Source organism: Klebsiella sp. EMBS2024 (assembly GCF_036233805.1).
GTDB classification, from domain to species: domain Bacteria; phylum Pseudomonadota; class Gammaproteobacteria; order Enterobacterales; family Enterobacteriaceae; genus Klebsiella; species Klebsiella pneumoniae.
Window position 1 is genome coordinate 3,297,471 of sequence record NZ_JAZARW010000001.1, and the last position, 24,303, is coordinate 3,321,773.

Consider the following 24,303-nt stretch of genomic DNA (forward strand, 5'->3'; position numbering starts at 1 on the left):
AGAAACNANAGCGCACCCGTCCGCGGTAATGGACATACAGTACAGCAATAACAATGATCAACAGAATGATATACTTCATGGTGTCTTTCCTGACCTGATTGGTGGTAACCCTACCCTCGCCGTCCCCCTTTCTCAGCAGCGGTATGGCGCCAGCAAAACATTAACAATGTTAATACATATAACTCCAAATTGTTTTAACAAAAAACAGCACGCCTGGTGTTCAGTGAGCGGGCGTNGAGCTATGGTTTAGGTTTATCCATGGTGTTAACAGTGAGGAGTGAATTATGTTTGCTGTCGGCGATCTGGTACAACCCCGAGCGGGCGGACCAAAACTGAAAGTGGTGGAAGTGCAAGGGGAGCAACTGGTGGTGGTTCAGGCCGCACAGGAGCAGGGAGAGCGCTATTCGCTGAAATCGGACGAGGTCACGCCGTATCAGGAAGAGGGAGACTTCGGCGTCTGCTAAAGCCCCTCGCTTAAAGTCGTAAGGCCAGGCCGGTGGGTCTCTCACCACCGGGCTGGCGCTGGCCCGAAGGCGTTAAATTAAAAAGCTATCCAGCGATTTACCCTGGGCGACAGCCTCGGCAATCGGCTTCGGCATTCTTCCCTGTCCGGTCCAGGTTTTCTCTGCGCCAGTATGATCGGTATAACGATATTTCGCCGGGCGCGGTTGACGCTTTTTGCCTCCCGCCTTTGGCGGCTGAATATCGGCCACCAGCTCGTCAGGAGAAATACCGTCGGCGCGCATCAGCTCAAGCCAGGTATTCACTTTCTCCTGATATTCAGCCTGCTGCTGAGCTGCCTGCTGCTGTTGCGTACGTTTTTCTTCAGTGACGATCCTGAGCTTTTCCAGCATCTCTTCAAGCACGTCAATGGAGAATTCACGGGACAGGGCACGCAGTGAACGGATATTATTCAGTTTGTGTAACATTGAAGACATAAAATTAAAAAATTCCAAATAGCAAATTAAAAGATACAACGCGGCAAGTGTAATAGAAACGTTTATTTATTTCCAGCCTTCGGCTGTCCAGATAAATATATAAGGTGGATATTAGCGGTTATCCCCTGGAACTATATTGGCAAATACCTGAGCCTTTTTCATAAGCACAGGCAAAAAAGAGAGTGAATAAATAAAAAAGGCAGAATGACGGGAAAAACCACCGTTCTCGCCAGGAATATTAGCTTTATGGTCAGCGGGTTACCTGCTGTTCATACGTGGCCGCACTGATACATACCTTTGGCCACAGTGAATAGTTAATCAGAAAATGGGAATAAAACAACAATTCGAAATTCAGAGTTTTTCACCATAAAAACGCGACTTACGGCATAAAAAATCCTAAAAGAGAGCGGAATCACACACTCGCGTGATGTTGCGCCATGGTTGGCTATCAGGCGCCGTTCCCTCGGCCAGTCTCGATTTCGCAATCAAGAGTAACACATTGATAAATATTGATATTTGCAAAAACAGGAATAAAAGTAGCGTAACGAACAAAAAACAAACCAGCGCAGAGTATTTTATCGACAAAAAGGCGATAAATAAAAATTTATAGCTAGTTGCCACTTTTAATGCAGAGATATACTCTACGCACATCAAAACAGGCAGCCCAAAAACGCTATACCAACGCGCATTTTTCGGCGTTAATGACTTCATTTTCGAGGAGCACTCCGATGTTCTCTGCGCACTCCCGCTTGCGGCATGCGGTTGCAGACACCTTTGCGATGGTGGTTTACTGCACCGTCGTCAACATGATGATCGAAATTTTTCTCTCTGGTATGACGTTTGAGCAGTCGTTATCGTCGCGTCTGGTGGCGATCCCGGTCAACATTATTATTGCCGTACCCTATGGGATTTATCGCGATTTCGCCATGCGTCAGGCCCGGCGCATCAGCCCGGCCAGGTGGATGAAAAATATGGCCGACGTGCTGGCCTACGTCACCTTTCAGTCGCCGGTGTATGTCGCTATTCTGTGGAGCGTGGGTGCTGACTGGCACCAGATTGTCGCCGCGGTGAGCTCGAACCTGGCGGTATCGATGATGATGGGCGCCGCCTACGGCTACTTCCTCGACTATTGCCGCCGCCTGTTCCGCGTGGCGCCCTATCAGCAGGCGAAGGCCTGACCAACGCGTTAGCAGCGACTGGCTCTGCCAGTCGCCTCTTCCCGCCAGCCCGCCTCGCCTGGATCCTTAAATGCCTATCGCCGTATTAATTCGTCGACATTGCCGGCTGGGCTTCGCCAAATAGCCCATTCAGAAAACGCTCAAGCGCCATGCGTGAGCTAAATCCATGCGGAATACCATAATGTTGTTGCGCATCCCCGGCTAAATACAGCGGAAACTGTTCATAATGATCACAGGTCTTGATATCTGAAGCCGGTTCGGCCAGCATATTGCTGCGCTCTTTTAACGCCGGATGAATAACTAACGCTGTTCGCCCCATGCGCGCTTCGCGGTTCACATAAACATAATTATCGCCGCGGCGATAGCCGTACGCTTTTTGCGTCACAACATCCATGGTGAAGCCGGCTTTTTCAAGAACACGCGCCACCTCATCGGGTCTTAAATACATACTGATTCCTCGTTATCTTTTACCGCACATTGACCTTACCTTATTCATTAAGGACAGTGCTTTCGGAAAATTCCAGAAACCACGACAGTAAGCATAATTCAAAATCTTGTCCTACACTTNNCTCACTCGATGGAATTAAGGGAGATAACGATGGCTAACCATGTGAACCGCAACAATTTTGACGAGAACGCTGAAGATATTCATAACGATGTCAGCCAATTAGCGGATACGCTGGAAGAGGTGCTGAAATCATGGGGCAGTGACGCCAAAGAGGAAGCGGAAGCGGCGCGTGTCAAAGCGCAGTCGCTGTTAAAAGAGACTCGTGCCCGCCTTAATGGCCACAACCGGGTGCAGCAGGCGGCGCTGGATGCGCGCCAGGCAGCGTGCGATGCGCTGGGCTGTGCCGATACCTACGTGCGCAATAAACCGTGGCACAGTGTGGGCGCCGCCGCCGCCGTCGGGGTATTTATTGGCGTATTGCTCAATTTACGTCGATAATAGCTTAAGCGTCGGCTGCCGCCGCGCGATTGGCGCGCGGTAGCCCGCGAGCTTTACGGAAGGCAATGAAGATAACAAATACGCGTCAGCCCCTGCGCGCCTCTGGCCGCAGGGGTTTTTCTGCTTCCCCGACTTAAGCGCCATCAAATCGCGATCGCCTCTCTCAGCCGTCGGGCAAGTCCGTCAGCCATCGCCGGCGAACGTATATTGGTAAAACTCATCAATAATCCCCCCTCGCCCGCGTNCGAATCCGCCAGTCGCTCAGCGCCTGCACCGCCAGCCCGGCCACAACCGCCCGCCGCGCGAGCAGCCGATCGTCGCCGCTGACCGACATAACCAGTTGAATTCCCCCCAGCTGCGGCGTGACCTGAAAGCCCTGCGCCTGCAGAGCCGACTCCAGCCACTGTCTACGCTGGCTATAGCTGGCGCGCATTTTCTTCAAATGACGCCAAAAATGTCCCTGCTGGATAAAATCCGCCAGCGTCTGCTGCCACAGGGTGGGAACGGTGCAGGATTGGCGCTCCGCGGTCTGGTGAAAACGCGCCACCAGCGGGGTCGGCACCACCAGCCAGGCGGTGCGCAGCGCCGGGAACATCGACTTACTGAAGGTGCCCGCGTAGATGACCCTCTGCGGCGCATCAAGGCTTTTCAGCGGCGGCAGCGGTTTGCCGTGATAGCGAAACTCGCTATCGTAATCGTCCTCAATGATCCACGCGTCGCGCTCCGCGGCCCACGCCAGCAGCTGGCGGCGTCGGGGAAGCGACAGCGCGACCCCCAGCGGACTCTGATGGGCTGGTGTGAGCAGGGCAAATCGCGCCTGCGGGTGATGACGCTGGCCCCAGCCGACGTCCATCCCTTCGTCGTCCACGGGAATCGCATCCACCGCCAGCTGCCCAGCCTCGACGACCGGCCGGATAAAGGGATACCCCGGATCTTCCATCCACATATGCTGTCCCGGCTGCGCCAGGGTACGCAGGATAAGATTCATGGAGGCGGCATAGCTGCCGGTGATCAACACCTGATCCGGCTGACAGTCGATACTGCGCGACAGGCGTAGATAATCGACGATAGCCTGGCGCAGAAGCGGATCGCCGCCGGGATCGCCGGGTGCAAGATCGAACCGCGACTGCGTCCGCAGCCGACGCCCCATCACCCGCGCCCACTGCCCGCGCGGAAAGAGATCCAGCGCCGGCAGCCCCATCTGAAACGGCAGCGGCTCCGTCGGCGCGGCCGGTTGCACTGGCGGTACCGGCGCCAGCTGGCGCGGGCTGAGCCGCTCGCTGACAAAGGTCCCCGCCTGCCCACGCCGCTCGAGCCATCCCTGGGCGACCAGCTCTCCCCAGGCGTTTTCGATGGTCGCCCGGGAGACGCCCTGCTCCTGAGCGTACACCCGGCTGGCGGGCAAACGGCTGCCCGGGGTCAGTTCGCCACGTTCAATCGCCGATTTCAACTGGCGGGCGATACGCTGATAAAGCGGGAGGTTAATCGCTTCCATTATGGTCTGCTTTTTTCATCAGAATATGGCTATCTTTTGCAGTCCATTATAGTGCTATTTTGGCTGCCGTCTTAGAGAGGAGAACACCATGAACCAATTACGTCAGCCATTCAGTGAACTGAGCCCGGAAGTCTATAAAGGGCTGGTACAGGCCAGCATCGCGCTGGAGAAAAGCGAGCTGGGCAACGCCCTGGTAGAGCTGGTTTATTTACGCGTCTCGCAGATCAACGGCTGCGCCTTCTGTCTTGAGAAACATAGCCAGGCGCTGCGCAAAGGCGGCATGGCGCAAAGCAAACTGGATGCCCTTGCGGGCTGGCGGGTAAGCGCCCACTTTACTCCGGCCGAACGCGCGGCGCTGGCATGGGCCGAGTCGGTCACCGACATTACCGCCAGCCATGCGGAAGATGAGGTTTACCTGCCGCTGCGCGAACATTTTACCCCGCGTCAGATAAGCGATCTGACCTTCGCCGTCAGTCTGATGAACGCCTTTAACCGCCTCGCCGTGGCCATGCGCCTGTAGTTCCGCACAGCCTCCCCCCTCCTCCGCCGATCTATCCCGGCGGGGGACCTGCTTGCCAAAAACGCTATATATTGAGTGGTTGAAGTTTTAAATAACTACATCTAGTATTTCCTTATCGAATGGCCCACTACGTTCGACGCTATGTTTAGCGCCGTGCTGTTATCTTAAATGGAAATACGAATCATGCGCATTATTATTTACACTCGAAATGACTGCGTGCAGTGCCATGCCACCCGGCGAGCCATGGAGAGCCGGGGACTGGCCTTTGAAATGGTCAACGTCGACCAGCAGCCGGATGCCGCCGACACCCTGCGCGAGCAGGGATTTCGCCAGCTGCCGGTGGTGATCGCCGGTGAGCTGCGCTGGAGCGGCTTCCGCCCGGATATGATCAATCGCCTGCGCCCCTCCTTTACGGCGGCCAGCGCATGAGCCTCATCGTCTACTTCTCCAGCCGTTCGGAGAATACCCATCGCTTTGTGCAGCGCCTGGGGCTGCCGGCGGTGCGCATCCCGCTGAACGAGCGTGAACATCTGCGGGTAGACGAGCCCTATATTCTCATCGTTCCCAGCTATGGCGGCGGCGGCACCGCCGGCGCGGTACCGCGTCAGGCGATCCGCTTTTTAAACGACGTGCATAACCGCCAGCTGATCCGCGGAGTGATTGCCGCCGGCAATCGCAACTTTGGCGACGGCTGGGGGCGTGCCGGAGATGTCATCGCGCAAAAATGCGCCGTGCCCTATCTCTACCGCTTCGAGCTGATGGGAACCCCCGACGATATCAACACCGTGCGTAAAGGAGTCAGCGAATTTTGGCAACGACAACCGCAGAACGTATAACCGCCGCCGTGGATTTTCACGCCCTCAACGCGATGCTGAATTTGTACGACAGCGAGGGCCGCATCCCGTTTGAGAAAGATCGCCAGGCGGTTGAGGCCTTTATGGCGACCCAGGTTCAGCCCAACGCCCTCACCTTCCCCAGCCAGGAGGATAAGCTCAGCTGGCTCGTCAGCGAGGGCTATTACGATCCGCAGGTGCTGGCCGGCTATGACCGCGGGTTTGTGCTGGCGTTGTTCGCCCATGCCCGGCGCGCTCCGTTTCGCTTTCAGACCTTCCTCGGCGCCTGGAAGTTCTATACCAGCTATGCGCTGAAGACCTTTGACGGCAAGCACTACCTCGAGGATTTCGCCGAACGCAGCGTGATGGTGGCCCTGACGCTGGCCCGGGGCGATGAACAGCAGGCGCGGCAGCTGACGGAGGAGATACTCAGCGGCCGCTTTCAGCCCGCCACACCGACCTTCCTTAACGCTGGCAAACAGCAGCGCGGGGAGCTGATCTCCTGCTTCCTGCTGCGTATTGAGGATAATATGGAGTCCATCGGCCGGGCGGTGAACTCGGCGCTACAGCTGTCGAAGCGCGGCGGCGGGGTGGCCTTTTTACTCTCCAACCTGCGCGAGGCCGGGGCGCCGATCAAGCGCATCGAAAACCAGTCTTCTGGGGTGGTGCCGGTGATGAAGATGCTGGAGGACGCCTTCTCCTATGCCAATCAGCTCGGCGCCCGCCAGGGGGCGGGTGCGGTCTGGCTGCATGTTCACCATCCCGATATTTTACGCTTTCTTGATACCCGGCGTGAAAATGCCGATGAGAAAATCCGCATCAAAACCTTGTCGCTGGGGGTGGTGATCCCTGATATCACCTTCCAGCTGGCGAAAGAAGATGCGCAGATGGCCCTGTTCTCGCCTTATGACGTCGAGCGGCTGTACGGCAAACCTTTCGCCGATTGCGCCATCGGCGACCTCTATCCGCAGCTGGTGGCCGACGAGCGGGTCCGCAAGCGCTGGATCCGCGCCCGCGACCTGTTCCAGCGCCTGGCGGAGATCCAGTTTGAATCCGGCTACCCGTACATCATGTTTGAAGACACCGTGAACCGCGCCAGTCCGGTGGCCGGGCGGGTCACCATGAGCAATCTGTGTTCGGAGATCCTGCAGGTCAGTACGCCGTCCGCCTATAATGAAGACCTCAGCTATGCGCATATCGGGGAAGATATCTCCTGCAACCTCGGCTCGCTGAACATCGCCCATACCATGGACTCGCCGGATTTCGGCCGCACAATCGCCACCGCGGTGCGCGCCCTGACCGCCGTGTCCGACATGAGCGACATTCAGTCGGTTCCCTCGGTGGCGGCCGGCAACGCGGCCTCCCACGCCATCGGCCTGGGGCAGATGAATCTGCACGGTTACCTGGCGCGGGAAGGCATTGCCTACGGCAGCCCGGAGGGGCTGGACTTCACCAATATCTACTTCTACACCGTGACCTGGCACGCGCTGCACACCTCGATGCAGCTGGCCCGCGAGCGCGGCCAGCGCTTCGCCGGCTTCGAGCAGTCGCGCTACGCCAGCGGGGCGTACTTCGACAAATATCTGCAGGAGGAGTGGCAGCCGAAAACCGAACGGGTGCGCACGCTGTTCGCCCGCGCCGGCATCTCTCTGCCCGACCGGGAAAGCTGGCGCCAGCTGCGCGACGATGTCATGCGCTATGGCATCTACAATCGCTATCTGCAGGCGGTGCCGCCCACCGGCTCGATCTCGTACATCAACCATGCCACCTCCAGCATTCACCCGATCGTCTCGAAGATTGAGATCCGCAAAGAGGGGAAAACCGGGCGGGTGTACTACCCCGCGCCATTTATGAATAACGACAATCTGGCCCTCTACCAGGATGCGTATGAGATAGGGCCGGAGAAGATCATTGACACTTACGCCGAGGCGACGCGCCACGTCGACCAGGGGCTGTCGCTGACCCTGTTCTTCCCCGATACCGCCACCACCCGCGATATCAACAAGGCGCAAATTTACGCCTGGAAGAAAGGCATCAAGACGCTCTACTACATCCGTCTGCGCCAGCTGGCGCTGGAAGGCACTGAAATTGAAGGCTGCGTGTCCTGCGCGCTGTAAGGAGAACAGGATGACCCATTTAACGCGCGTCAGCGCAATCAACTGGAACCGCATTGATGACGATAAAGATCTTGAGGTCTGGAACCGTCTCACCAGCAACTTCTGGCTGCCGGAGAAAGTGCCGCTGTCGAACGACATTCCCGCCTGGCAAACCCTCAGCGCGGCGGAGCAGCAGTTGACCATTCGCGTCTTTACCGGATTGACCCTGCTTGACACCATTCAGAACACCGTCGGCGCCCCGGCGCTAATGGCGGACGCCTTAACCCCGCATGAGGAGGCGGTGCTGTCGAACATCAGCTTTATGGAGGCGGTTCATGCCCGCTCTTACAGCTCCATCTTTTCCACGCTGTGCCACAGCAAGGAGGTGGATGCCGCCTTCGCCTGGAGCGAAAGCTGTGATCCCCTGCAGCGCAAGGCGCAGCTGATGCTGGGTTACTATCAGGCCGACGAGCCGCTGAAGAAAAAAATCGCCAGCGTGTTCCTCGAATCCTTTCTCTTCTACTCCGGCTTCTGGCTGCCGATGTACTTCTCCAGCCGGGGAAAGCTGACCAACACTGCGGATCTGATCCGCCTGATCATTCGCGATGAAGCGGTGCATGGCTATTACATCGGCTACAAGTACCAGAAAGGACTGGAGATCGTCAGCCCCGGCAAGCGCGAAGAATTGAAAAATTTCGCCCTCGATCTGCTGATGGATCTTTACGACAACGAACTGGCCTACAGCCGGGAGCTGTACGGCGAGAGCGGCTGGTTCGACGACGTCAGCGCTTTCCTGTGCTACAACGCCAACAAAGCGCTGATGAACCTCGGCTACGAGGCGCTGTTCCCGGCGGAGATGGCGGCGGTCAATCCGGCAATCCTCGCAGCGCTGTCGCCCAACGCCGACGAAAACCATGACTTTTTCTCCGGTTCCGGCTCCTCCTACGTGATAGGAAAAATGGAAGAGACCGCCGACGACGATTGGGACTTTTAACCGTACTTTCACCAGGAATATCGCAGGCGGATTCCTGGTGATTAATTTCACAAAATAGCGTTTAATCCACCAAATATTCTCTCCATGACCTAACCGTCATCACTTCGTCATATTTAGCAGAAAACCGGTCCATTTCAGTCGAATTATCCAAAGATAATCAAAAAATATTACCAACAACAAATTACCGCCCAGCCCTTATATCACGGGGGCTTAGCCACAGTTGCCCCCATCTGATTTTGCCGAGAGTTTGCCATTGAGGGTTGTCACAGAATCTGAGTATGTTAGGGTGTAAAAAGATCATAATCACCATCGGGTATCATATCGCAATAAACAAATAACAGGAACTTCTCTATTGCATGGCAATTAAATTAGAAATAAAAAATCTTTATAAGATATTTGGCGAGCATCCACACCGTGCTTTCAAATATATTGAGAAAGGACTCAACAAAGCGCAAATACTGGAAAAAACGGGGCTGTCGCTTGGCGTCAAAGACGCCAGTCTGGCCATTGAAGAAGGCGAGATATTCGTCATCATGGGGCTCTCCGGCTCGGGGAAATCCACCATGGTTCGCCTTCTCAATCGCCTGATTGAACCCACCCGCGGCCAGGTGCTGATTGACGGGGTCGATATCGCCAAAATGTCGGATGCCGAGCTGCGCGAGGTGCGTCGCAAGAAAATTGCGATGGTTTTTCAGTCCTTTGCGCTGATGCCGCACATGAGCGTGCTCGATAACACGGCGTTTGGCATGGCGCTTGCCGGCGTTCCCGCCGCCGAACGAGAGCAAAAAGCCCGGGAGGCGCTGCGTCAGGTGGGGCTGGAGAATTATGCCCACGCCTGGCCGGATGAACTCTCCGGCGGCATGCGCCAGCGCGTCGGTTTAGCTCGCGCCCTGGCGATTAATCCCGATATTCTGTTAATGGATGAAGCCTTCTCTGCGCTCGATCCGCTCATTCGTACCGAAATGCAGGATGAGCTCATCAAATTACAGGCGAAGCATCAACGCACTATCGTCTTTATTTCCCATGACCTTGATGAAGCCATGCGAATTGGCGATCGTATCGCCATTATGCAAAATGGCGAAGTGGTCCAGGTCGGCACTCCGGATGAAATATTAAATAATCCGGCCAATGATTATGTGCGCACCTTCTTCCGCGGCGTGGATATTAGCCAGGTATTCAGCGCGAAAGATATTGCCCGCCGCAGCCCGGTTGGCCTGATTCGTAAAACGCCTGGTTTTGGCCCCCGTTCGGCGCTGAAATTATTACAGGATGAAGACCGGGAATATGGCTATGTCATAGAGCGCGGTAATCGCTTTGTCGGGATTGTCTCGATTGATTCTCTGAAAACAGCCCTCAGCGCCGGGCAGGGGATCGAGGCGGCGCTGATTGACGCCCCGCTGGCGGTGGAAGCGCAAACCCCGCTCAGCGATCTGCTCTCCCACGTCGGCCACGCTCCGTGCGCCGTGCCGGTAGTGGATGAAGAACAACAATATATTGGCATCATTTCCAAACGGATGTTGCTCCAGGCTTTAGATCGCGAGGGGGTGAATCATGGCTGATCAGACCAACCCGTGGGGCAGCGCCCCGTCAACCGACAGCGCCGCGCAGGCTGCCGACGCCTGGGGTGGCGCCTCTACTGCCGCGCCGGCTAATGGCGGCGGCGCCGACTGGCTGCACAGCGCCCCGGCGCCGCAGCCGGAACAGTTCAATATCATGGATCCGTTCCATAAGACCCTGATCCCGCTCGACAGCTGGGTGACCCACGCCATCGACTGGATCGTGCTGCACTTCCGTCCGCTGTTCCAGGGGATCCGCGTGCCGATCGACTACATCCTCAGCGCCTTCCAGCAGCTGCTGTTGGGGATGCCGGCGCCGGTGGCGATTATCGTCTTCGCGCTAATCGCCTGGCAGATCTCCAGCCTCGGCATGGGGGTCGCCACTCTGGTATCGCTGATTGCCATCGGCGCCATCGGCGCGTGGTCGCAAGCCATGGTCACTCTGGCGCTGGTCCTCACCGCCCTGCTGTTCTGCATGGTTATCGGCTTGCCGCTGGGGATCTGGCTAGCGCGCAGCCCGCGGGCGGCGAAAATCATCCGCCCGCTGTTGGATGCCATGCAGACCACGCCGGCGTTCGTCTATCTGGTGCCGATCGTGATGCTGTTCGGCATCGGCAACGTACCGGGCGTGGTGGTGACGATTATCTTCGCCCTGCCGCCGATCGTCCGTCTGACCATCCTCGGGATAAACCAGGTGCCTGCGGATCTGATCGAAGCGTCGCGCTCATTTGGCGCCAGCCCGCGCCAGCTGCTGTTTAAGGTGCAGCTGCCGCTGGCCATGCCCACCATTATGGCCGGGGTTAACCAGACCCTGATGCTGGCCCTGTCGATGGTAGTGATCGCCTCGATGATCGCCGTCGGCGGCCTCGGCCAGATGGTGCTGCGCGGTATCGGCCGCCTGGATATGGGCCTGGCGACCGTCGGCGGGGTGGGGATCGTGATCCTGGCGATTATTCTTGACCGCCTCACCCAGGCCGTCGGTCGCGACGCCCGCAGTCGCGGCAACCGCCGCTGGTACACCACCGGCCCGCTGGGGCTTATCACTCGCCCTTTCTGTCGATAAGTCGATAACAGCGCCGCTCCCCGACACCAGCCGATGCCCGGGAGCGGCCCTTCCCGTTAAACAATAAGAGGAACCACCATGCGACATAGTACGATGTTGGCCACCGCCGCCTTTGCCACCCTGCTCGCCACCAGCGCCTTCGCCGCCGACCTGCCGGGTAAAGGGATTACGGTGAAGCCCGCTCAGAGCACTATCTCCGAAGAGAGCTTCCAGACCCTGCTGGTCAGTCGCGCGCTGGAGAAGCTGGGCTACACCGTCGAGAAACCCAGCGAAGTGGACTATAACGTTGCCTATACGTCGATTGCCGCCGGAGATACCACCTTTATCGCCACCAACTGGCAACCGCTGCACGATGACATGTACGCCGCGGCGGGCGGTTATAACAAATTCTATCGCAAAGGAGTGTACGTCTCAGGCGCCGCCCAGGGCTATTTGATCGACAAAAAAACCGCTGAGCAGTACCACATCACCTCCATCGATCAGCTCAAAGATCCGCAGATCGCCAAACTGTTTGATACCAACAATGACGGTAAAGCGGATCTCACCGGCTGTACCCCAGGATGGGGCTGCGAAGCAGTGATTAACCATCAGATTGACGCCTATGGCCTGAGCAAAACCGTCACCCATAACCAGGGCAACTACGCGGCGATGATGGCCGACACCATTGCCCGGTATAAAGAGGGTAAACCGGTGCTCTACTACACCTGGACGCCGTACTGGGTTAGCGACGTGCTGAAGCCTGGCAAGGACGTCGTCTGGCTGCAGGTGCCGTTCTCCTCCCTTCCGGGCGAGCAGAAAAACATCGACACCAAACTGGCCAACGGCGCCAACTATGGCTTCCCGGTGAACACCATGCACATCGTCGCTAACAAAGCCTGGGCGGAGAAAAATCCGGCCGCCGCCACTCTGTTTAGCATCATGAAGCTGCCGATCGCCGACATCAACGCCGAGAATGCGATGATGCATGAAGGCCATGCTTCCGAAGCCGACATTAACGGCCACGTTGATGGCTGGATCAAAGCCCACCAGCCGCTGTTCGACAGCTGGGTGAAAACCGCCCTCGCCGCGCAGCAGTAAACCCGCTCACGGATAAGGCCCAGCGCCTTATCCGGCCCCCTTGNNNNCTTTCTCGTGGCCAGGTCATAGAAAAGCGATTCCAGGAATTTCCATAGTGTTAAGGCGCATCGCGCTCTGTTAAGGTGGAGACATCGGTCAAATTGACACCTTCACATGGATCCAGCGATAAGTTATTCATATGGAAAACCCCGCGCCCTTAACCTGTGCCTTACCTGAACGCGTCGCCACCGTCGGCGAAGGCATCAAAGACAGTCTCCCCATCGTTATCAGCTACCTTCCGGTGGCATTCGCATTCGGACTCAATGCCACCCGGCTGGGCTTCACCCCGCTGGAAAGCCTGTTCTTCTCCTGCATTATTTACGCCGGCGCCAGCCAGTTTGTGATCACCGCCATGTTGGCCGCCGGCAGTTCGCTGTGGGTCGCCGCCCTGACGGTGATGGCGATGGATGTCCGCCACGTGCTGTATGGCCCCTCATTGCGCAGCCGCATTCGCTCAGCGCTGGATAAAAAGAAAACCGCCCTCTGGGCCTTCGGCCTGACCGATGAGGTTTTCGCCGCCGCTACCGCCAGGCTGGTTCGCGATAACCGCCGCTGGAGCGAAAACTGGATGCTCGGTCTCGCTTTTACCTCGTGGGCATCGTGGGTGTGCGGCACGCTGGCCGGCGCCTGGTCCGGCAACGGCCTGTTGGTGGATTATCCGGCGGTGGAAGCCGCCCTCGGCTTTATGCTGCCGGCGCTGTTTATGAGCTTCCTGCTGGCCTCTTTCCAGCGTCAGCAGTCACTCTGCGTCACGGCGGCGCTGGCGGGCGCGCTGGGCGGCATTTTGTTATTTTCCATTCCGGCGGCGATCCTCGCCGGAATTGTCTGCGGGTGTCTGACGGCGCTGCTTCAGGCCATGCTCAAGGGGATGCCGGATGAACAGTGAAGTCCTTCTGCTCGGGGTGATAGTCGGCGGCGTCAACTATCTCTTTCGCTATCTTCCTCTGCGTTTGCGCGTCGGCCACGCCCGTCCTGCCCGCCGCGGCCCGGTCAGCGTGCTGCTGGATACCATTGGCATCGCCTCGATTTGCGCGCTGCTGGTGGTCTCCAGCGTGCCGGAGATCCTCGCCGATGCCCATCGCCTGGCGCCGACGCTGACCGGCTTCCTGGTGCTGGGGGCCGCCTTCTGGAAAACCCGCAGCATCATTATCCCGACCCTGCTGTCGGCGTTTGCCTATGGTCTGGCATGGAAAATCACCAACGGGCTCTAAGCTTTACGTATCAATTTTGGTCAATAATTCATTTGATTTATTTGTCACAATAGTTATTATATCGGCTGTAATTAATGAGGTCATACCCAAATGGATAGTTCGTTTACTCCCATTGAGCAAATGCTCAAGTTTCGCGCCAGCCGCCATGAAGATTTCCCGTTTCAGGAGATCCTGTTAACTCGTCTTTGCATGCATATGCAAGGTAAGCTGCTGGAAAATCGCAATAAAATGCTCAAAGCGCAGGGAATTAACGAGACATTATTTATGGCGCTGATTACGCTGGAGTCACAGGAAAACCACAGCATCCAGCCGTCCGAGCTGAGCTGTGCGCTGGGCTCGTCACGTACCAACGCCACCCGTATCGCTGATGAACTGGAAAAACGCGGCTGGATTGAGCGCCGCGAGAGCGATAACGATCGTCGCTGTTTGCATCTGCAACTGACCGAAAAGGGCCATCAGTTTTTGCGTGAAGTCCTGCCGCCGCAGCATAACTGCCTGCATCAGCTGTGGTCTTCACTTAGCACCAGCGAAAAAGATCAGCTCGAACACATCACCCGCAAACTCCTGAGCCGCCTTGATCAGATGGAAGAAGAAGGCGTGCTAGCGGACTCTCTACGCTAAGGGCGGCGTCGCTCAGCCCATTTTTACGTTGCAAGGAAAACAGCCAGGCCAGCAGATCTCTGCTGGCCTTTCTGATAAACAGGTCGGCTCAGCCGATGTGAAATAATAAGATCGTGGAGAATAACATGAGTGCAAATGCGGAGAGCCAAACCCCGCAGCAACCAGGCAGCAAAAAAGGAAAGCGTAAAGGCGCCCTTCTGTTGCTGACATTGCTCTTCATTATTATTGCCGTGGCATATGGGATTTACTGGTTTCTGGTACTGCGTCACTACGAAGAGACCGACGATGCCTACGTAGCAGGGAATCAGGTACAAATTATGGCTCAGGTCGCGGGCAGCGTGACCAAAGTCTGGGCTGACAACACGGACTACGTGCAGAAAGGCGATCCGCTGGTCACGCTCGATCGGACCGATGCCCAACAGGCGTTTGAAAAGGCTAAGACCCAACTGGCCGCCAGCGTCCGTCAGACCCGCCAGCAGATGATCAACAGCAAGCAGCTGCAGGCAAATATCGACGTCAAAAAAACCGCCCTCGCCCAGGCGCAGGCTGACCTGAACCGCCGCATCCCGCTGGGCGCCGCGAACCTCATTGGCCGCGAAGAGCTGCAGCACGCCCGCGATACCGTCGCCAGCGCACAGGCCGAACTCGACGTGGCAATCCAGCAGTACAACGCCAACCAGGCGATCGTGCTGGGCACCAGGCTGGAACAGCAGCCGGCGGTGCTCCAGGCGGCCACTGAAGTGCGTAACGCCTGGCTGGCCCTGCAGCGTACGCAGATCGTCAGCCCGATTAGCGGCTACGTTTCCCGTCGCTCGGTACAGCCTGGCGCGCAGATCGGCACCACCACGCCGCTGATGGCGGTGGTCCCGGCGACCAACCTGTGGATCGATGCTAACTTTAAAGAGACTCAGCTGGCGCATATGCGTATCGGCCAGCCGGCCACTGTGATCAGCGATATCTATGGCGATGACGTGAAATACACCGGTAAAGTGGTCGGTCTGGATATGGGCACCGGCAGCGCCTTCTCTCTGCTGCCGGCGCAGAATGCCACCGGCAACTGGATCAAAGTGGTACAGCGTCTGCCGGTTCGTATCGAGCTGGATGAAAAACAACTAGCGGAACACCCGCTGCGCATCGGCCTCTCGACGCTGGTGGAAGTCAACACCACCGATCGCGATGGTGAAATGCTGGCCAGCCAGGTGCGGAGCTCCCCGGTTTACGAGAGCAATGCCCGTGAAATCGCTCTCGATCCGGTTAATAAGCTGATAGACGAGATCATTCAGGCCAACGCCGGATAATTCGGGGTGAGTGTAATGCAACAGCAAAAACCGCTGGAAGGCGCGCAGCTGGTCATTATGACCATTGCGCTGTCGCTCGCGACGTTCATGCAGGTGCTGGATTCCACTATCGCCAACGTGGCGATCCCGACCATTGCCGGCAACCTTGGCTCGTCGCTGAGCCAGGGGACCTGGGTCATCACCTCGTTCGGGGTCGCTAACGCCATCTCCATCCCGATCACCGGCTGGCTGGCCAAGCGCGTCGGCGAGGTGAAGCTGTTCCTGTGGTCAACCACCGCCTTCGCCATTGCCTCCTGGGCCTGCGGCGTCTCCAACAGCCTGACGATGCTGATTTTCTTCCGCGTCATTCAGGGGATCGTCGCCGGACCGCTGATCCCGCTGTCGCAAAGTCTGCTGCTCAGCAACTATCCCCCGGCGAAGCGCTCTATCGCTCTGGCGCTGTGGTCAATGACGGTGATTGTCGCGCCCATCTGCGGTCCGATCCTCGGCGGCTATATCAGCGATAACTATCACTGGGGCTGGATCTTCTTTATCAACGTGCCCATTGGCGTGGCGGTGGTGCTGATGACCCTGCAGACCCTGCGCAACCGGGAAACCAAAACCGAACAGCGGCGGATCGACGGCGTCGGTCTGGCGCTGCTGATCATCGGTATCGGTAGCCTGCAGGTGATGCTGGACCGGGGTAAAGAGCTGGACTGGTTCTCCTCCAATGAGATTATCATTCTGACCATCGTGGCGGTGGTGGCGATAAGCTTCCTGATCGTCTGGGAGCTAACCGACGATAACCCGATTGTCGATCTGTCGCTATTTAAGTCGCGCAACTTCACCATCGGCTGCCTCTGTATCAGTCTGGCCTATATGCTCTACTTCGGCGCCATCGTACTGCTGCCGCAGCTGTTGCAGGAGGTATACGGCTACACCGCGACCTGGGCCGGCCTGGCGTCGGCGCCGGTGGGGGTGATCCCGGTCATTCTGTCGCCGATTATCGGCCGCTTCGCGCATAAGCTCGACATGCGGCGGCTGGTCACCTTCAGCTTTATTATGTACGCGGTCTGCTTCTACTGGCGCGCCTGGACCTTCGAACCGGGGATGGACTTTGGCGCCTCGGCGTGGCCACAGTTTATCCAGGGCTTCGCGGTGGCCTGCTTCTTCATGCCGTTGACCACCATCACCCTCTCCGGCCTGCCGCCGGAGCGGCTGGCGGCGGCGTCGAGCCTGTCGAACTTCACCCGTACCCTTGCCGGCTCCATCGGGACCTCGATCACCACCACCCTGTGGACCAACCGCGAGGCGCTGCATCATGCGCAGCTCACCGAATCGGTGACCCCCTTTAACCCCAACGCGCAGCAGATATACGATCAGCTGCAGGGCATGGGAATGACGCAGCAGCAGGCGTCCGGCTGGATAGCGCAGCAGATAACCAACCAGGGGCTGATTATCTCCGCCAACGAAATCTTCTGGATTTCTGCGGCTATTTTCATCCTGCTGTTGGGGCTGGTGTGGTTCGCCAGACCACCGTTCAGCGCCGGCGGAGGCGGCGGCGGCGCGCACTAAGCCTCACATAAAGGGACCTCCGGGTCCCTTTTTTACGGCGTCAGGTTGTCCATTTCTCGCTAGTTTCTGTCTCGTTTGCGAAAGCCCGTCACCCTGCGCTCGGGCAGGATAAAGGCTGACCATTAAGGAGAACACTATGCTGAGCCATCCTGCTGAAAAGTACCGTCCCTATCCGCCGATCGCCCTGCCTGACCGCCGCTGGCCAGACCGGCAAATCAGTCACGCCCCGCGCTGGCTGTCGACTGACCTGCGCGACGGCAACCAGGCGCTGGCGGAGCCCATGGACAGCGCCCGCAAACTGCAGTTCTGGGATCTGCTGCTGGAGTGCGGCTTTAAAGAGATTGAAGTCGCCTTCCCTTCCGCCTCACAAACCGATTTCAACTTTGTCCGCCAGCTGATTGACGAACAGCGCATCCCGGAGGATGTCACCATCCAGGTGCTGACCCAGGCGCGAGACCCGCTGATCCTGCGCACCTTTGAGGCGCTGCGCGGCGCCCGCCGGGCTACCGTCCACCTCTACAATGCCACCGCGCCGCTGTTCCGCGAGCTGGTTTTCGGCATGGACAAGGCCGAGGTGATCGCCCTCGCGACCCGCGCCACCCGGCTTATCCGTCAGCAGTGCGAACAGCAGCCGGAGACCCGCTGGCAATATGAATATTCGCCTGAAACCTTCTGCTTCACCGAGCCCGAGTTTGCGCTTGAGATTTGCGAAGCGGTGGCGGATGTCTGGCAGCCCTGCGCCGAGCGACCGATGATCGTCAATCTGCCGGCGACGGTGGAAGTCAACACCCCCAACGTCTATGCCGATCAGATCGAGTATTTTTGCCGCCACTTCTCCCGCCGCGGCGAGGTCTGCATCAGCGTGCACCCGCATAACGATCGCGGCACCGGCGTCGCCAGCGCCGAGCTGGCGGTGATGGCCGGCGCCGATCGGGTAGAAGGCTGCCTGTTTGGCAACGGCGAACGCACCGGCAACGTCTGTCTGGTGACTTTGGCGATGAACCTCTACAGCCAGGGCATCGACCCTGAGCTTCGCTTCGAGCAGATGAACCGGGTGGTGGAGGTGGTGGAAAACTGCAACCAGATCCCCGTTCACCCGCGCCACCCGTGGGCGGGAAGTCTGGCTTACACCGCCTTCTCCGGCTCCCATCAGGATGCGATCAAAAAAGGGTTTGATGCCCGTCAGCCTGGCGATCCGTGGCAGATGCCCTACCTGCCCATTGACCCGCAGGATATTGGCTGCAGCTATGAGGCGGTGATCCGCGTCAACAGCCAGTCGGGGAAGAGCGGCAGCGCCTGGCTTATCGAACAAAATCATGGTCTGAAACTGCCCCGCGGGCTGCAGCAGGAGTTCAGCCAGCACGTTCAGCAGGCCACCGATAGCGACGGCAAAGAGATGACCCACCATGCGCTGTGGCAGCTGTTCCGCACGCGCTACGGGCTGCAGGCGCAGCCGGCGCTGACGCTGCTCGATTATCAGAGCGCCAGCCAGCAGGATGGCCAGCTTTCCCTGCAGGCAACGCTGCGTCACCACGGCGAAACCCGACGCCTGCAGGGCCAGGGCAACGGCCTGCTCTCCGCCGCAGCCAGCGGGCTCAGCGCGCTGTTTCGGCAGCCGTTTATGATCAAGGACTATCATGAGCATACCCTCGGCGCGCGCAGCGACAGCCGGTCGGTGGCCTATATCCGCTGCGTTTTTCCGCAAGGAGAAAGCTACTGGGGCGTGGGTATCGATAATGACGTGGCGCGCGCCTCGCTGCAGGCGCTGTGCAATGCGCTCAGCGCCGCCGATCAGGCCGGGGGACGAAAATAGTCGCTGGGGGCGACGCCCATCACCCGACGAAACATGGCGCTGAAGGCGCTGTGGCTACCGTAGCCCAGCTCCAGCGCCACCCGCAGCACGGAGTGGCCCTGCGCCAGGCGCACCAGCGCTTCCATTAGCTTCGCCCGGCGCACCCACTCGCTCCACGTCAGGCTAGTCTGCTGCTGAAAATGGCGGTTTAGGGTTCGCTCGCTCATGCTGCACGCCTTCGCCGCCTGGCCGCTGCTCCAGGCCTCGCCCGGCGCCTCGCGTACCTGCTGGCACAGCCGACGCAGCGTTTCGCTTTGCGGCTCCGGCAGGCCAAACGGCAGGATCGCCATCCCGCGGATCTCATCGAGGATCAGTTCATAAATTCTTTCGTCGCGGCTGGCGGGGGCATAGCGTTCCGCCAGCGCCAGGGATGACACGATCAGTTCCCGCAGCAGCGGCGTGATCTGTACGATCTGGCAGCCCGCCGGAAGATCGGCGCGCGCCAGCGGATCGATAAACAGGGTGCGTGCCGCCACGTTGCCGGTCATGCGCAGCGCGTGCGGCGTTCCCGCCGGCAGCCAGACGCCGCGCCCGGGCGGCACCACCCAGTAGCCTACCGGCGTCGCGACCCGCACCACGCCGCTTAGTATATGCAGCAGTTGGGCGCAGTCATGCTGATGCCAGTCTTCCTGGTCACCGTGGGCATAATCATGGGCAAAGGGCACCAGTGGGCGGTGCTGAAAGGAGAAGGAAAGCGTCGTCGTCATCGCGGCGTCAGAAGAGCGGCCCGGCGACAGGCGTCGGGCCGTGGCGGAAGCACTAGATGTGCAGTTCCTGCAGTTTTTCTTTCGGCAACGCCAGTTCGTCGTTGCTGTTGATGCGCACATCGCGCTCAATGATATGACGAGCGATGTCCTGGGCCTCTTCCAGCGAGTGCATGGTGTAAGTCCCGCACTGGTAGACGTTGAGCTCCGGGATCTGGTTCTGATCTTTCACCTTCAGCACATCGGCCATCGCCGCTTTCCAGGCGTCAGCGACGCGCTGCTCGTCCGGCGTACCAATCAGGCTCATATAGAAGCCGGTGCGGCAGCCCATTGGCGAAATGTCGATAATTTCCACGCCATTCCCGTTCAGATGATCGCGCATAAAGCCCGCGAACAGATGCTCCAGGGTGTGGATACCGCGTTCCGGCATCACTTCCTGGTTCGGTACGCAGAAGCGCAGATCGAAAACGGTGATTTCATCGCCATGCGGCGTGTTCATTTTCTTCGCGACACGCACCGCTGGGGCTTCCATTCGGGTATGGTCGACTGTGAAACTATCTAACAACGGCATTCGTCACCTCCGGGAGTGAATTTTTTTAAAATAAAATGAACTCTTTGTTCAGCCGCGAGTCTCAGTATATGAAAGACGCGCATTTATTATCATCATCATCCCTGAATCAGAGATGAAAGTTTGGCCACAGTGATGTGGCCTTTTTCTTTTCCAGCGCTACGCGTGCCGCGCCAGCAGCGCCTCAAACGGCTCGCTGTCTTCAGCTTCCACTTTCTTTTGTCGCGCCACCGACGCGTCGCGCTCGGCGATAAAATCGTCTTCGCTCAGGATCTCCAGCGGCTCTTCGCGCAGCTGCGTCCGGTAACGATCGGCAAGCGCACGGCCGGTACCGCCAATGCCTTCTTCAATCATAGAACGCAGAATGCGGGCTGAGAAGGTTAATTCCGGATCGTCAAAGCAGGCCAGCAGCTCGTCGCAGACCTGCTGATATGCCTGGCCACCGTGGATACTGTCCAGGGTCTGCGCCACGCGGCGTAAATCGCGGAACAGATCTTTGCCCACCTGAGCCAGCGGGAACTGCGCGCTTTCGCAGCCAATCCCCAGCGTTAAGCCCGGCTTACGCCCTTCCAGAATAACCCGATTCCAGTTGGTGCGGGTGCACAGCAGCTCATCGCTGCTCATCTCCGGCGCGTCGGCCAGCGCGCACCAGACCATAAACAGGTCGAGGAAACGCACCTGCTGGGCGTCAACGCCGATCGGCGAGAACGGATTGATATCCAGCGAACGCACTTCGATATACTCAATACCACCGCGCAACAGCGCATCGGACGGGGTTTCGCCCCGACGGGTGACGCGTTTCGGGCGGATCGGCGCATAAAGTTCATTTTCAATCTGCAGAATGTTGCTGTTGATCTGCAGATACTTGCCGTCTTTCTGCAGCCCGATTTTAGCGTACTCTTCCGACGGCGTTTTAATCGCCCGCTTCAATCCTGCCACATACTCGTGCAGATCGTTAAACGTAATTCCGAGATTGCTTTGCGACTTATTGGTATAACCAAGGTCGCTGAGGCGCAGCGAGGTGGCATACGGCAGGTAATACATGCCGTTGCCCGTTTCCTCAAAGGGCAGCGTTGTCGGTTTGCCTTGCAGGAATGAGGAGCAAATCGCCGGCGAGGCGCCAAACAGATAGGGGATCACCCAGCCAAAGCGATAGTAGTTACGAATTGAGCGGAAATAGCCCGCCGAAATGGCCTCTTTACCACTCTCGGCATCCTCCACACCACATTTTGCCTGCCAGAAGGCCATCGGTAGGGAGAAGTTATAGTGCACGCCGGAGATAGTCTGCATCAGCGCGCCATAGCGGTTCTTCAGCCCCTCGCGATATAGCGTTTTCAGGCGCCCCACGTTAGAGGTGCCGTACTGCGCCAGCTCAATATCCTGACCGGGGGCGATATAGCATGGCATGCTCAGCGGCCACATCCGCTCGTCGCCAAGCTGACGCGCGGTATAGCGATGGACATCGCGCATAAAGGTCAGCATATGCTCAATATCGCCATCTACTGGCGTAATGAACTCAAGTAAAGCTTCGGCAAAATCGGTGGTAATCCATTTATGCGTTAGCGCTGAGCCTAACGCCGGAGGGTGACCGGTCGTTGCAAGGGTGCCGTCTGCGTTCACGCGCAGCGTTTCCCGCTCCAGACCACGTTGAATACCCTGCAGAGCCTGCGGATGTTTTTCCAGCCAGGCCAGCGCCTGTGATACGTCCGGGATCAATTTGACCTCCCGCCTGTCGAAATCGTTTGAATAAGCATAATTGTAATGGATGAACTGTCAGTCCAATTAGTGCCACCACGTCATGCCCTGAAGCGTCGCTGCCGCAATAGCGATATAGCGCAGCGCCTTACCAAGGCATAAGAAAAAGAGTACCGGTCCCCAGGAAATGCGCATCCATCCCGCCAGCAAACACAGTAAATCGCCGACAACCGGCGCCCAGCTCAGTAAGAGCGTGACCGCGCCGTAGCGCTTAAGCCAGCCGGCCGCCCGCTCCTGCCAGCGCGAGGTTTTGCGCAGCGGAAACAAGCGCCCCAGAATAACGTTAGTTACCCCTCCAAGGCTATTGCCGATTGTTGCTATTAATACTAACCACCACGGATGACTGACCCCTGCAAGTAGCATAGCCACCAGCACAACCTCCGAATTGCCGGGGAGCAGCGTGGCGCTTAAAAAGCTACTGGCAAACAGCGAGGTGAGTGACAGCGCGTCGCTCACAGCAAACGCACGTCAACTGCGTCCATTCCCGCGCGCTTCGCCGCCTGCAGACCAAAGTCGGCATCTTCGAAGACGACGCATTTTTCCGGCGCGACGCCCATGCGCTCGGCGCACAGCAGGAAGGTATCGGGCGCGGGTTTATGGTTGACCACATGATCGGCCGCCACCACCGCGGAGAAGTAATGACGCAGCCCCAGGTGCGCCAGCAGCGCTTCGGCGACGGCGCTCTCGCTGCCGGTTCCCACCGACATCGGGCGACGGCCGTGCCATGCCTTAACCACCTCAATCAGCGGCAACGGGCGTACGCTGTCCAGCAGCATCGCTTTGACGGCCTGGGTTTTTTCCTGCGCCAGGCGATGTGGATCGAGATCGGCCTGGTTGAGTTCGATAATCGCCTGGGCGATTCGCCAGGTTGGTGAGCCATTGAGCGCGACCATCGCCTGTTCGTCGAAACGCATACCGTAGCGGCCCAACACCTCGTTCCATGCCTGCCGATGGGTCGGCTCGGTATCGAGAATGGTGCCATCCATATCAAAGATCAGTCCTGCGTAACCTTCGTACATTGTCTTCTCACCAACCGGTTTGGGAATGATTACTGTAACGCAAAAGCCCGCCGTTGTCGCGGCCAGCGGCGCAGACGACAAAGGCGCCCTCAGGCGCCCCCAAACATTAGGCCGGATAACCAGCCTTATTTAATACGCAGATCGTTCTCGACCATTCGCACGCCCTGCACTCGGCGTGTGACTTCTACGGCTCGTTTAGCGCTCTCCGCGGAGGAGACAAATCCGCTCAGCTGGACGCGGCCTTTAAAGGTCTGGACGCTAATTTCTGAGGACTTAATGTCTTTATCGTTAAAGAGCGCCGTTTTCACCTTGGTGGTCACCACGGTATCGTCAATATAGCCGCCCGTACTCTCCTTTGTAGCCGATCCCGCACAGCCAGCGAGGGCCGTCGTTACCAGCAGCGTCGCGCAAAAAGCAGGTATTGCTTTGAACCATTTCATGGATTTCTCTCCTTGCATTTATCTCAGCCTGATAACGCTGATATACAAGGATAAATTATAGTGGAAAGCGCGTCTTGCCAATAAAAAAGTAGGATGAAGCCAGTGATGGAAAACGAGGTAATCGGGATGGTGAGAGAAGAGTGAAGATTATGCATTCAGAACGGGTGCTGCGATAATTTCGCAGCCTATGCAACAACATCGTCGTTGTTACTGAGGAGAATATGGTGCATCCGGGAGGATGACTCGGCTACGCCTCGCCCTTCGGGCCGTTGCTTACGCAACGTTATCCNNNCTGGTGCTGGCGATGATTTCGCAGACCATAAAACAACGTCGTCGCTGTTACTAAGGAGAATATGGTGCATCCGGGAGGATTCGAACCTCCGACCGCTCGGTTCGTAGCCGAGTACTCTATCCAGCTGAGCTACGGATGCATCGGGAAAGCTATTTTACTGCGGGGTTACTCTCCTGGCACTTACGATGGTTTCGCAAACCAGATAACAACAATGTTGCTGTTACTAAGGAGAATATGGTGCATCCGGGAGGATT

Annotated in this window: 25 protein-coding genes, 1 tRNA gene and 1 pseudogene; 17 read left to right on the plus strand and 10 right to left on the minus strand. The window is 57.9% G+C overall.

Features of this window, described 5'->3' with window-relative positions; all coding sequences use genetic code 11:
• The first annotated feature begins 284 nt into the window (after positions 1 to 284).
• Positions 285 to 464 (plus strand): hypothetical protein, encoded by a 180-nt coding sequence (locus tag VZP09_RS15060; protein WP_002914284.1) that lies wholly within the window; start codon positions 285 to 287, stop codon positions 462 to 464.
• Positions 465 to 536: 72 nt separating this feature from the next.
• On the opposite strand, the gene stpA is transcribed toward VZP09_RS15060, so the two are convergent.
• Positions 537 to 938: a DNA-binding protein StpA gene (stpA, locus tag VZP09_RS15065; RefSeq protein ID WP_002914287.1), complete on the minus strand. Its 402-nt coding sequence runs from the start codon at positions 936 to 938 to the stop codon at positions 537 to 539.
• Between the two features lie 728 nt (positions 939 to 1,666).
• Here stpA and alaE point away from each other — a divergent pair.
• Entirely contained in the window at positions 1,667 to 2,116 is a 450-nt protein-coding gene (gene alaE / locus VZP09_RS15070) for an L-alanine exporter AlaE (protein ID WP_002914289.1), read from the plus strand.
• A gap of 85 nt (positions 2,117 to 2,201) precedes the next feature.
• Here the strand turns inward: alaE and VZP09_RS15075 are convergent, their stop codons facing one another.
• Positions 2,202 to 2,564 (minus strand): DUF2002 family protein, encoded by a 363-nt coding sequence (locus VZP09_RS15075; protein WP_002914291.1) that lies wholly within the window; start codon positions 2,562 to 2,564, stop codon positions 2,202 to 2,204.
• 150 nt (positions 2,565 to 2,714) lie between these two features.
• Between VZP09_RS15075 and VZP09_RS15080 the strand changes: the two genes are divergently transcribed.
• Positions 2,715 to 3,062 (plus strand): DUF883 domain-containing protein, encoded by a 348-nt coding sequence (locus VZP09_RS15080; protein ID WP_002914293.1) that lies wholly within the window; start codon positions 2,715 to 2,717, stop codon positions 3,060 to 3,062.
• 143 nt (positions 3,063 to 3,205) lie between these two features.
• On the opposite strand, the pseudogene pdxR reads toward VZP09_RS15080, so the two are convergent.
• A pseudogene (gene pdxR, locus VZP09_RS15085) lies at positions 3,206 to 4,557 on the minus strand (MocR-like pyridoxine biosynthesis transcription factor PdxR).
• Positions 4,558 to 4,645: 88 nt separating this feature from the next.
• Here pdxR and VZP09_RS15090 point away from each other — a divergent pair.
• The 14 genes from VZP09_RS15090 (at position 4,646) to leuA (ending at position 19,232) form a co-directional block, all read left to right on the plus strand.
• Complete coding sequence (locus VZP09_RS15090) at positions 4,646 to 5,077, plus strand: carboxymuconolactone decarboxylase family protein (RefSeq protein ID WP_040088483.1); 432 nt, start codon at positions 4,646 to 4,648, stop codon at positions 5,075 to 5,077.
• A 183-nt stretch (positions 5,078 to 5,260) separates the two neighbouring features.
• Positions 5,261 to 5,506, plus strand: a complete 246-nt coding sequence (gene nrdH / locus VZP09_RS15095; RefSeq protein ID WP_002914320.1) for a glutaredoxin-like protein NrdH — start codon at positions 5,261 to 5,263, stop codon at positions 5,504 to 5,506.
• Positions 5,503 to 5,913, plus strand: coding sequence for a class Ib ribonucleoside-diphosphate reductase assembly flavoprotein NrdI (gene nrdI / locus VZP09_RS15100; protein ID WP_002914321.1), 411 nt, complete (start codon positions 5,503 to 5,505; stop codon positions 5,911 to 5,913). The genes nrdH and nrdI overlap by 4 nt, the downstream gene beginning before the upstream one ends.
• Positions 5,886 to 8,027: a class 1b ribonucleoside-diphosphate reductase subunit alpha gene (nrdE, locus tag VZP09_RS15105; protein ID WP_002914325.1), complete on the plus strand. Its 2,142-nt coding sequence runs from the start codon at positions 5,886 to 5,888 to the stop codon at positions 8,025 to 8,027. Before nrdI ends, nrdE begins: the two co-directional genes overlap by 28 nt.
• A gap of 10 nt (positions 8,028 to 8,037) precedes the next feature.
• Positions 8,038 to 9,000, plus strand: a complete 963-nt coding sequence (gene nrdF, locus VZP09_RS15110; RefSeq protein WP_002914327.1) for a class 1b ribonucleoside-diphosphate reductase subunit beta — start codon at positions 8,038 to 8,040, stop codon at positions 8,998 to 9,000.
• Positions 9,001 to 9,356: 356 nt separating this feature from the next.
• Positions 9,357 to 10,559 carry a glycine betaine/L-proline ABC transporter ATP-binding protein ProV gene (proV, locus tag VZP09_RS15115; RefSeq protein ID WP_002914328.1) on the plus strand — a complete coding sequence of 401 codons (1,203 nt, stop codon included), beginning with the start codon at positions 9,357 to 9,359 and terminating at the stop codon, positions 10,557 to 10,559.
• Complete coding sequence (gene proW / locus VZP09_RS15120; RefSeq protein WP_004174727.1) at positions 10,552 to 11,619, plus strand: glycine betaine/L-proline ABC transporter permease ProW; 1,068 nt, start codon at positions 10,552 to 10,554, stop codon at positions 11,617 to 11,619. The genes proV and proW overlap by 8 nt, the downstream gene beginning before the upstream one ends.
• A gap of 78 nt (positions 11,620 to 11,697) precedes the next feature.
• On the plus strand, positions 11,698 to 12,696 hold the full coding sequence (proX, locus tag VZP09_RS15125; RefSeq protein ID WP_042921138.1) for a glycine betaine/L-proline ABC transporter substrate-binding protein ProX: 999 nt from the start codon (positions 11,698 to 11,700) through the stop codon (positions 12,694 to 12,696).
• A gap of 178 nt (positions 12,697 to 12,874) precedes the next feature.
• Entirely contained in the window at positions 12,875 to 13,621 is a 747-nt protein-coding gene (locus tag VZP09_RS15130) for an AzlC family ABC transporter permease (RefSeq protein WP_004180986.1), read from the plus strand.
• Positions 13,611 to 13,946, plus strand: a complete 336-nt coding sequence (gene ygaH / locus VZP09_RS15135; RefSeq protein WP_032433471.1) for an L-valine transporter subunit YgaH — start codon at positions 13,611 to 13,613, stop codon at positions 13,944 to 13,946. The genes VZP09_RS15130 and ygaH overlap by 11 nt, the downstream gene beginning before the upstream one ends.
• A 90-nt stretch (positions 13,947 to 14,036) precedes the next feature.
• Positions 14,037 to 14,567: a transcriptional repressor MprA gene (gene mprA / locus VZP09_RS15140; protein WP_002914337.1), complete on the plus strand. Its 531-nt coding sequence runs from the start codon at positions 14,037 to 14,039 to the stop codon at positions 14,565 to 14,567.
• Between the two features lie 125 nt (positions 14,568 to 14,692).
• Positions 14,693 to 15,865, plus strand: coding sequence for a multidrug efflux MFS transporter periplasmic adaptor subunit EmrA (gene emrA, locus VZP09_RS15145; RefSeq protein ID WP_002914339.1), 1,173 nt, complete (start codon positions 14,693 to 14,695; stop codon positions 15,863 to 15,865).
• A gap of 15 nt (positions 15,866 to 15,880) precedes the next feature.
• Positions 15,881 to 17,419 (plus strand): multidrug efflux MFS transporter permease subunit EmrB, encoded by a 1,539-nt coding sequence (emrB, locus tag VZP09_RS15150; RefSeq protein ID WP_002914342.1) that lies wholly within the window; start codon positions 15,881 to 15,883, stop codon positions 17,417 to 17,419.
• 136 nt (positions 17,420 to 17,555) lie between these two features.
• Complete coding sequence (gene leuA / locus VZP09_RS15155) at positions 17,556 to 19,232, plus strand: 2-isopropylmalate synthase (RefSeq protein ID WP_032438921.1); 1,677 nt, start codon at positions 17,556 to 17,558, stop codon at positions 19,230 to 19,232.
• Here the strand turns inward: leuA and VZP09_RS15160 are convergent.
• From VZP09_RS15160 to VZP09_RS15190, 7 genes are all read right to left on the minus strand, one after another.
• Complete coding sequence (locus VZP09_RS15160; RefSeq protein WP_004149452.1) at positions 19,211 to 19,978, minus strand: AraC family transcriptional regulator; 768 nt, start codon at positions 19,976 to 19,978, stop codon at positions 19,211 to 19,213. The two genes, leuA and VZP09_RS15160, sit on opposite strands and share 22 nt — an antisense overlap.
• Before the next feature lie 52 nt (positions 19,979 to 20,030).
• On the minus strand, positions 20,031 to 20,546 hold the full coding sequence (gene luxS / locus VZP09_RS15165; protein WP_002914351.1) for an S-ribosylhomocysteine lyase: 516 nt from the start codon (positions 20,544 to 20,546) through the stop codon (positions 20,031 to 20,033).
• 156 nt (positions 20,547 to 20,702) lie between these two features.
• Complete coding sequence (gene gshA, locus VZP09_RS15170; RefSeq protein WP_002914353.1) at positions 20,703 to 22,259, minus strand: glutamate--cysteine ligase; 1,557 nt, start codon at positions 22,257 to 22,259, stop codon at positions 20,703 to 20,705.
• A 66-nt stretch (positions 22,260 to 22,325) separates the two neighbouring features.
• Entirely contained in the window at positions 22,326 to 22,754 is a 429-nt protein-coding gene (locus tag VZP09_RS15175; protein ID WP_002914355.1) for a YqaA family protein, read from the minus strand.
• On the minus strand, positions 22,751 to 23,317 hold the full coding sequence (gene yqaB, locus VZP09_RS15180) for a fructose-1-phosphate/6-phosphogluconate phosphatase (RefSeq protein WP_004174701.1): 567 nt from the start codon (positions 23,315 to 23,317) through the stop codon (positions 22,751 to 22,753). The genes VZP09_RS15175 and yqaB overlap by 4 nt, the downstream gene beginning before the upstream one ends.
• A 125-nt stretch (positions 23,318 to 23,442) precedes the next feature.
• Positions 23,443 to 23,757, minus strand: coding sequence for a BON domain-containing protein (locus VZP09_RS15185; RefSeq protein WP_002914359.1), 315 nt, complete (start codon positions 23,755 to 23,757; stop codon positions 23,443 to 23,445).
• 354 nt (positions 23,758 to 24,111) lie between these two features.
• Positions 24,112 to 24,188 (minus strand) — tRNA-Arg (locus VZP09_RS15190).
• Positions 24,189 to 24,303: the final 115 nt, after the last annotated feature.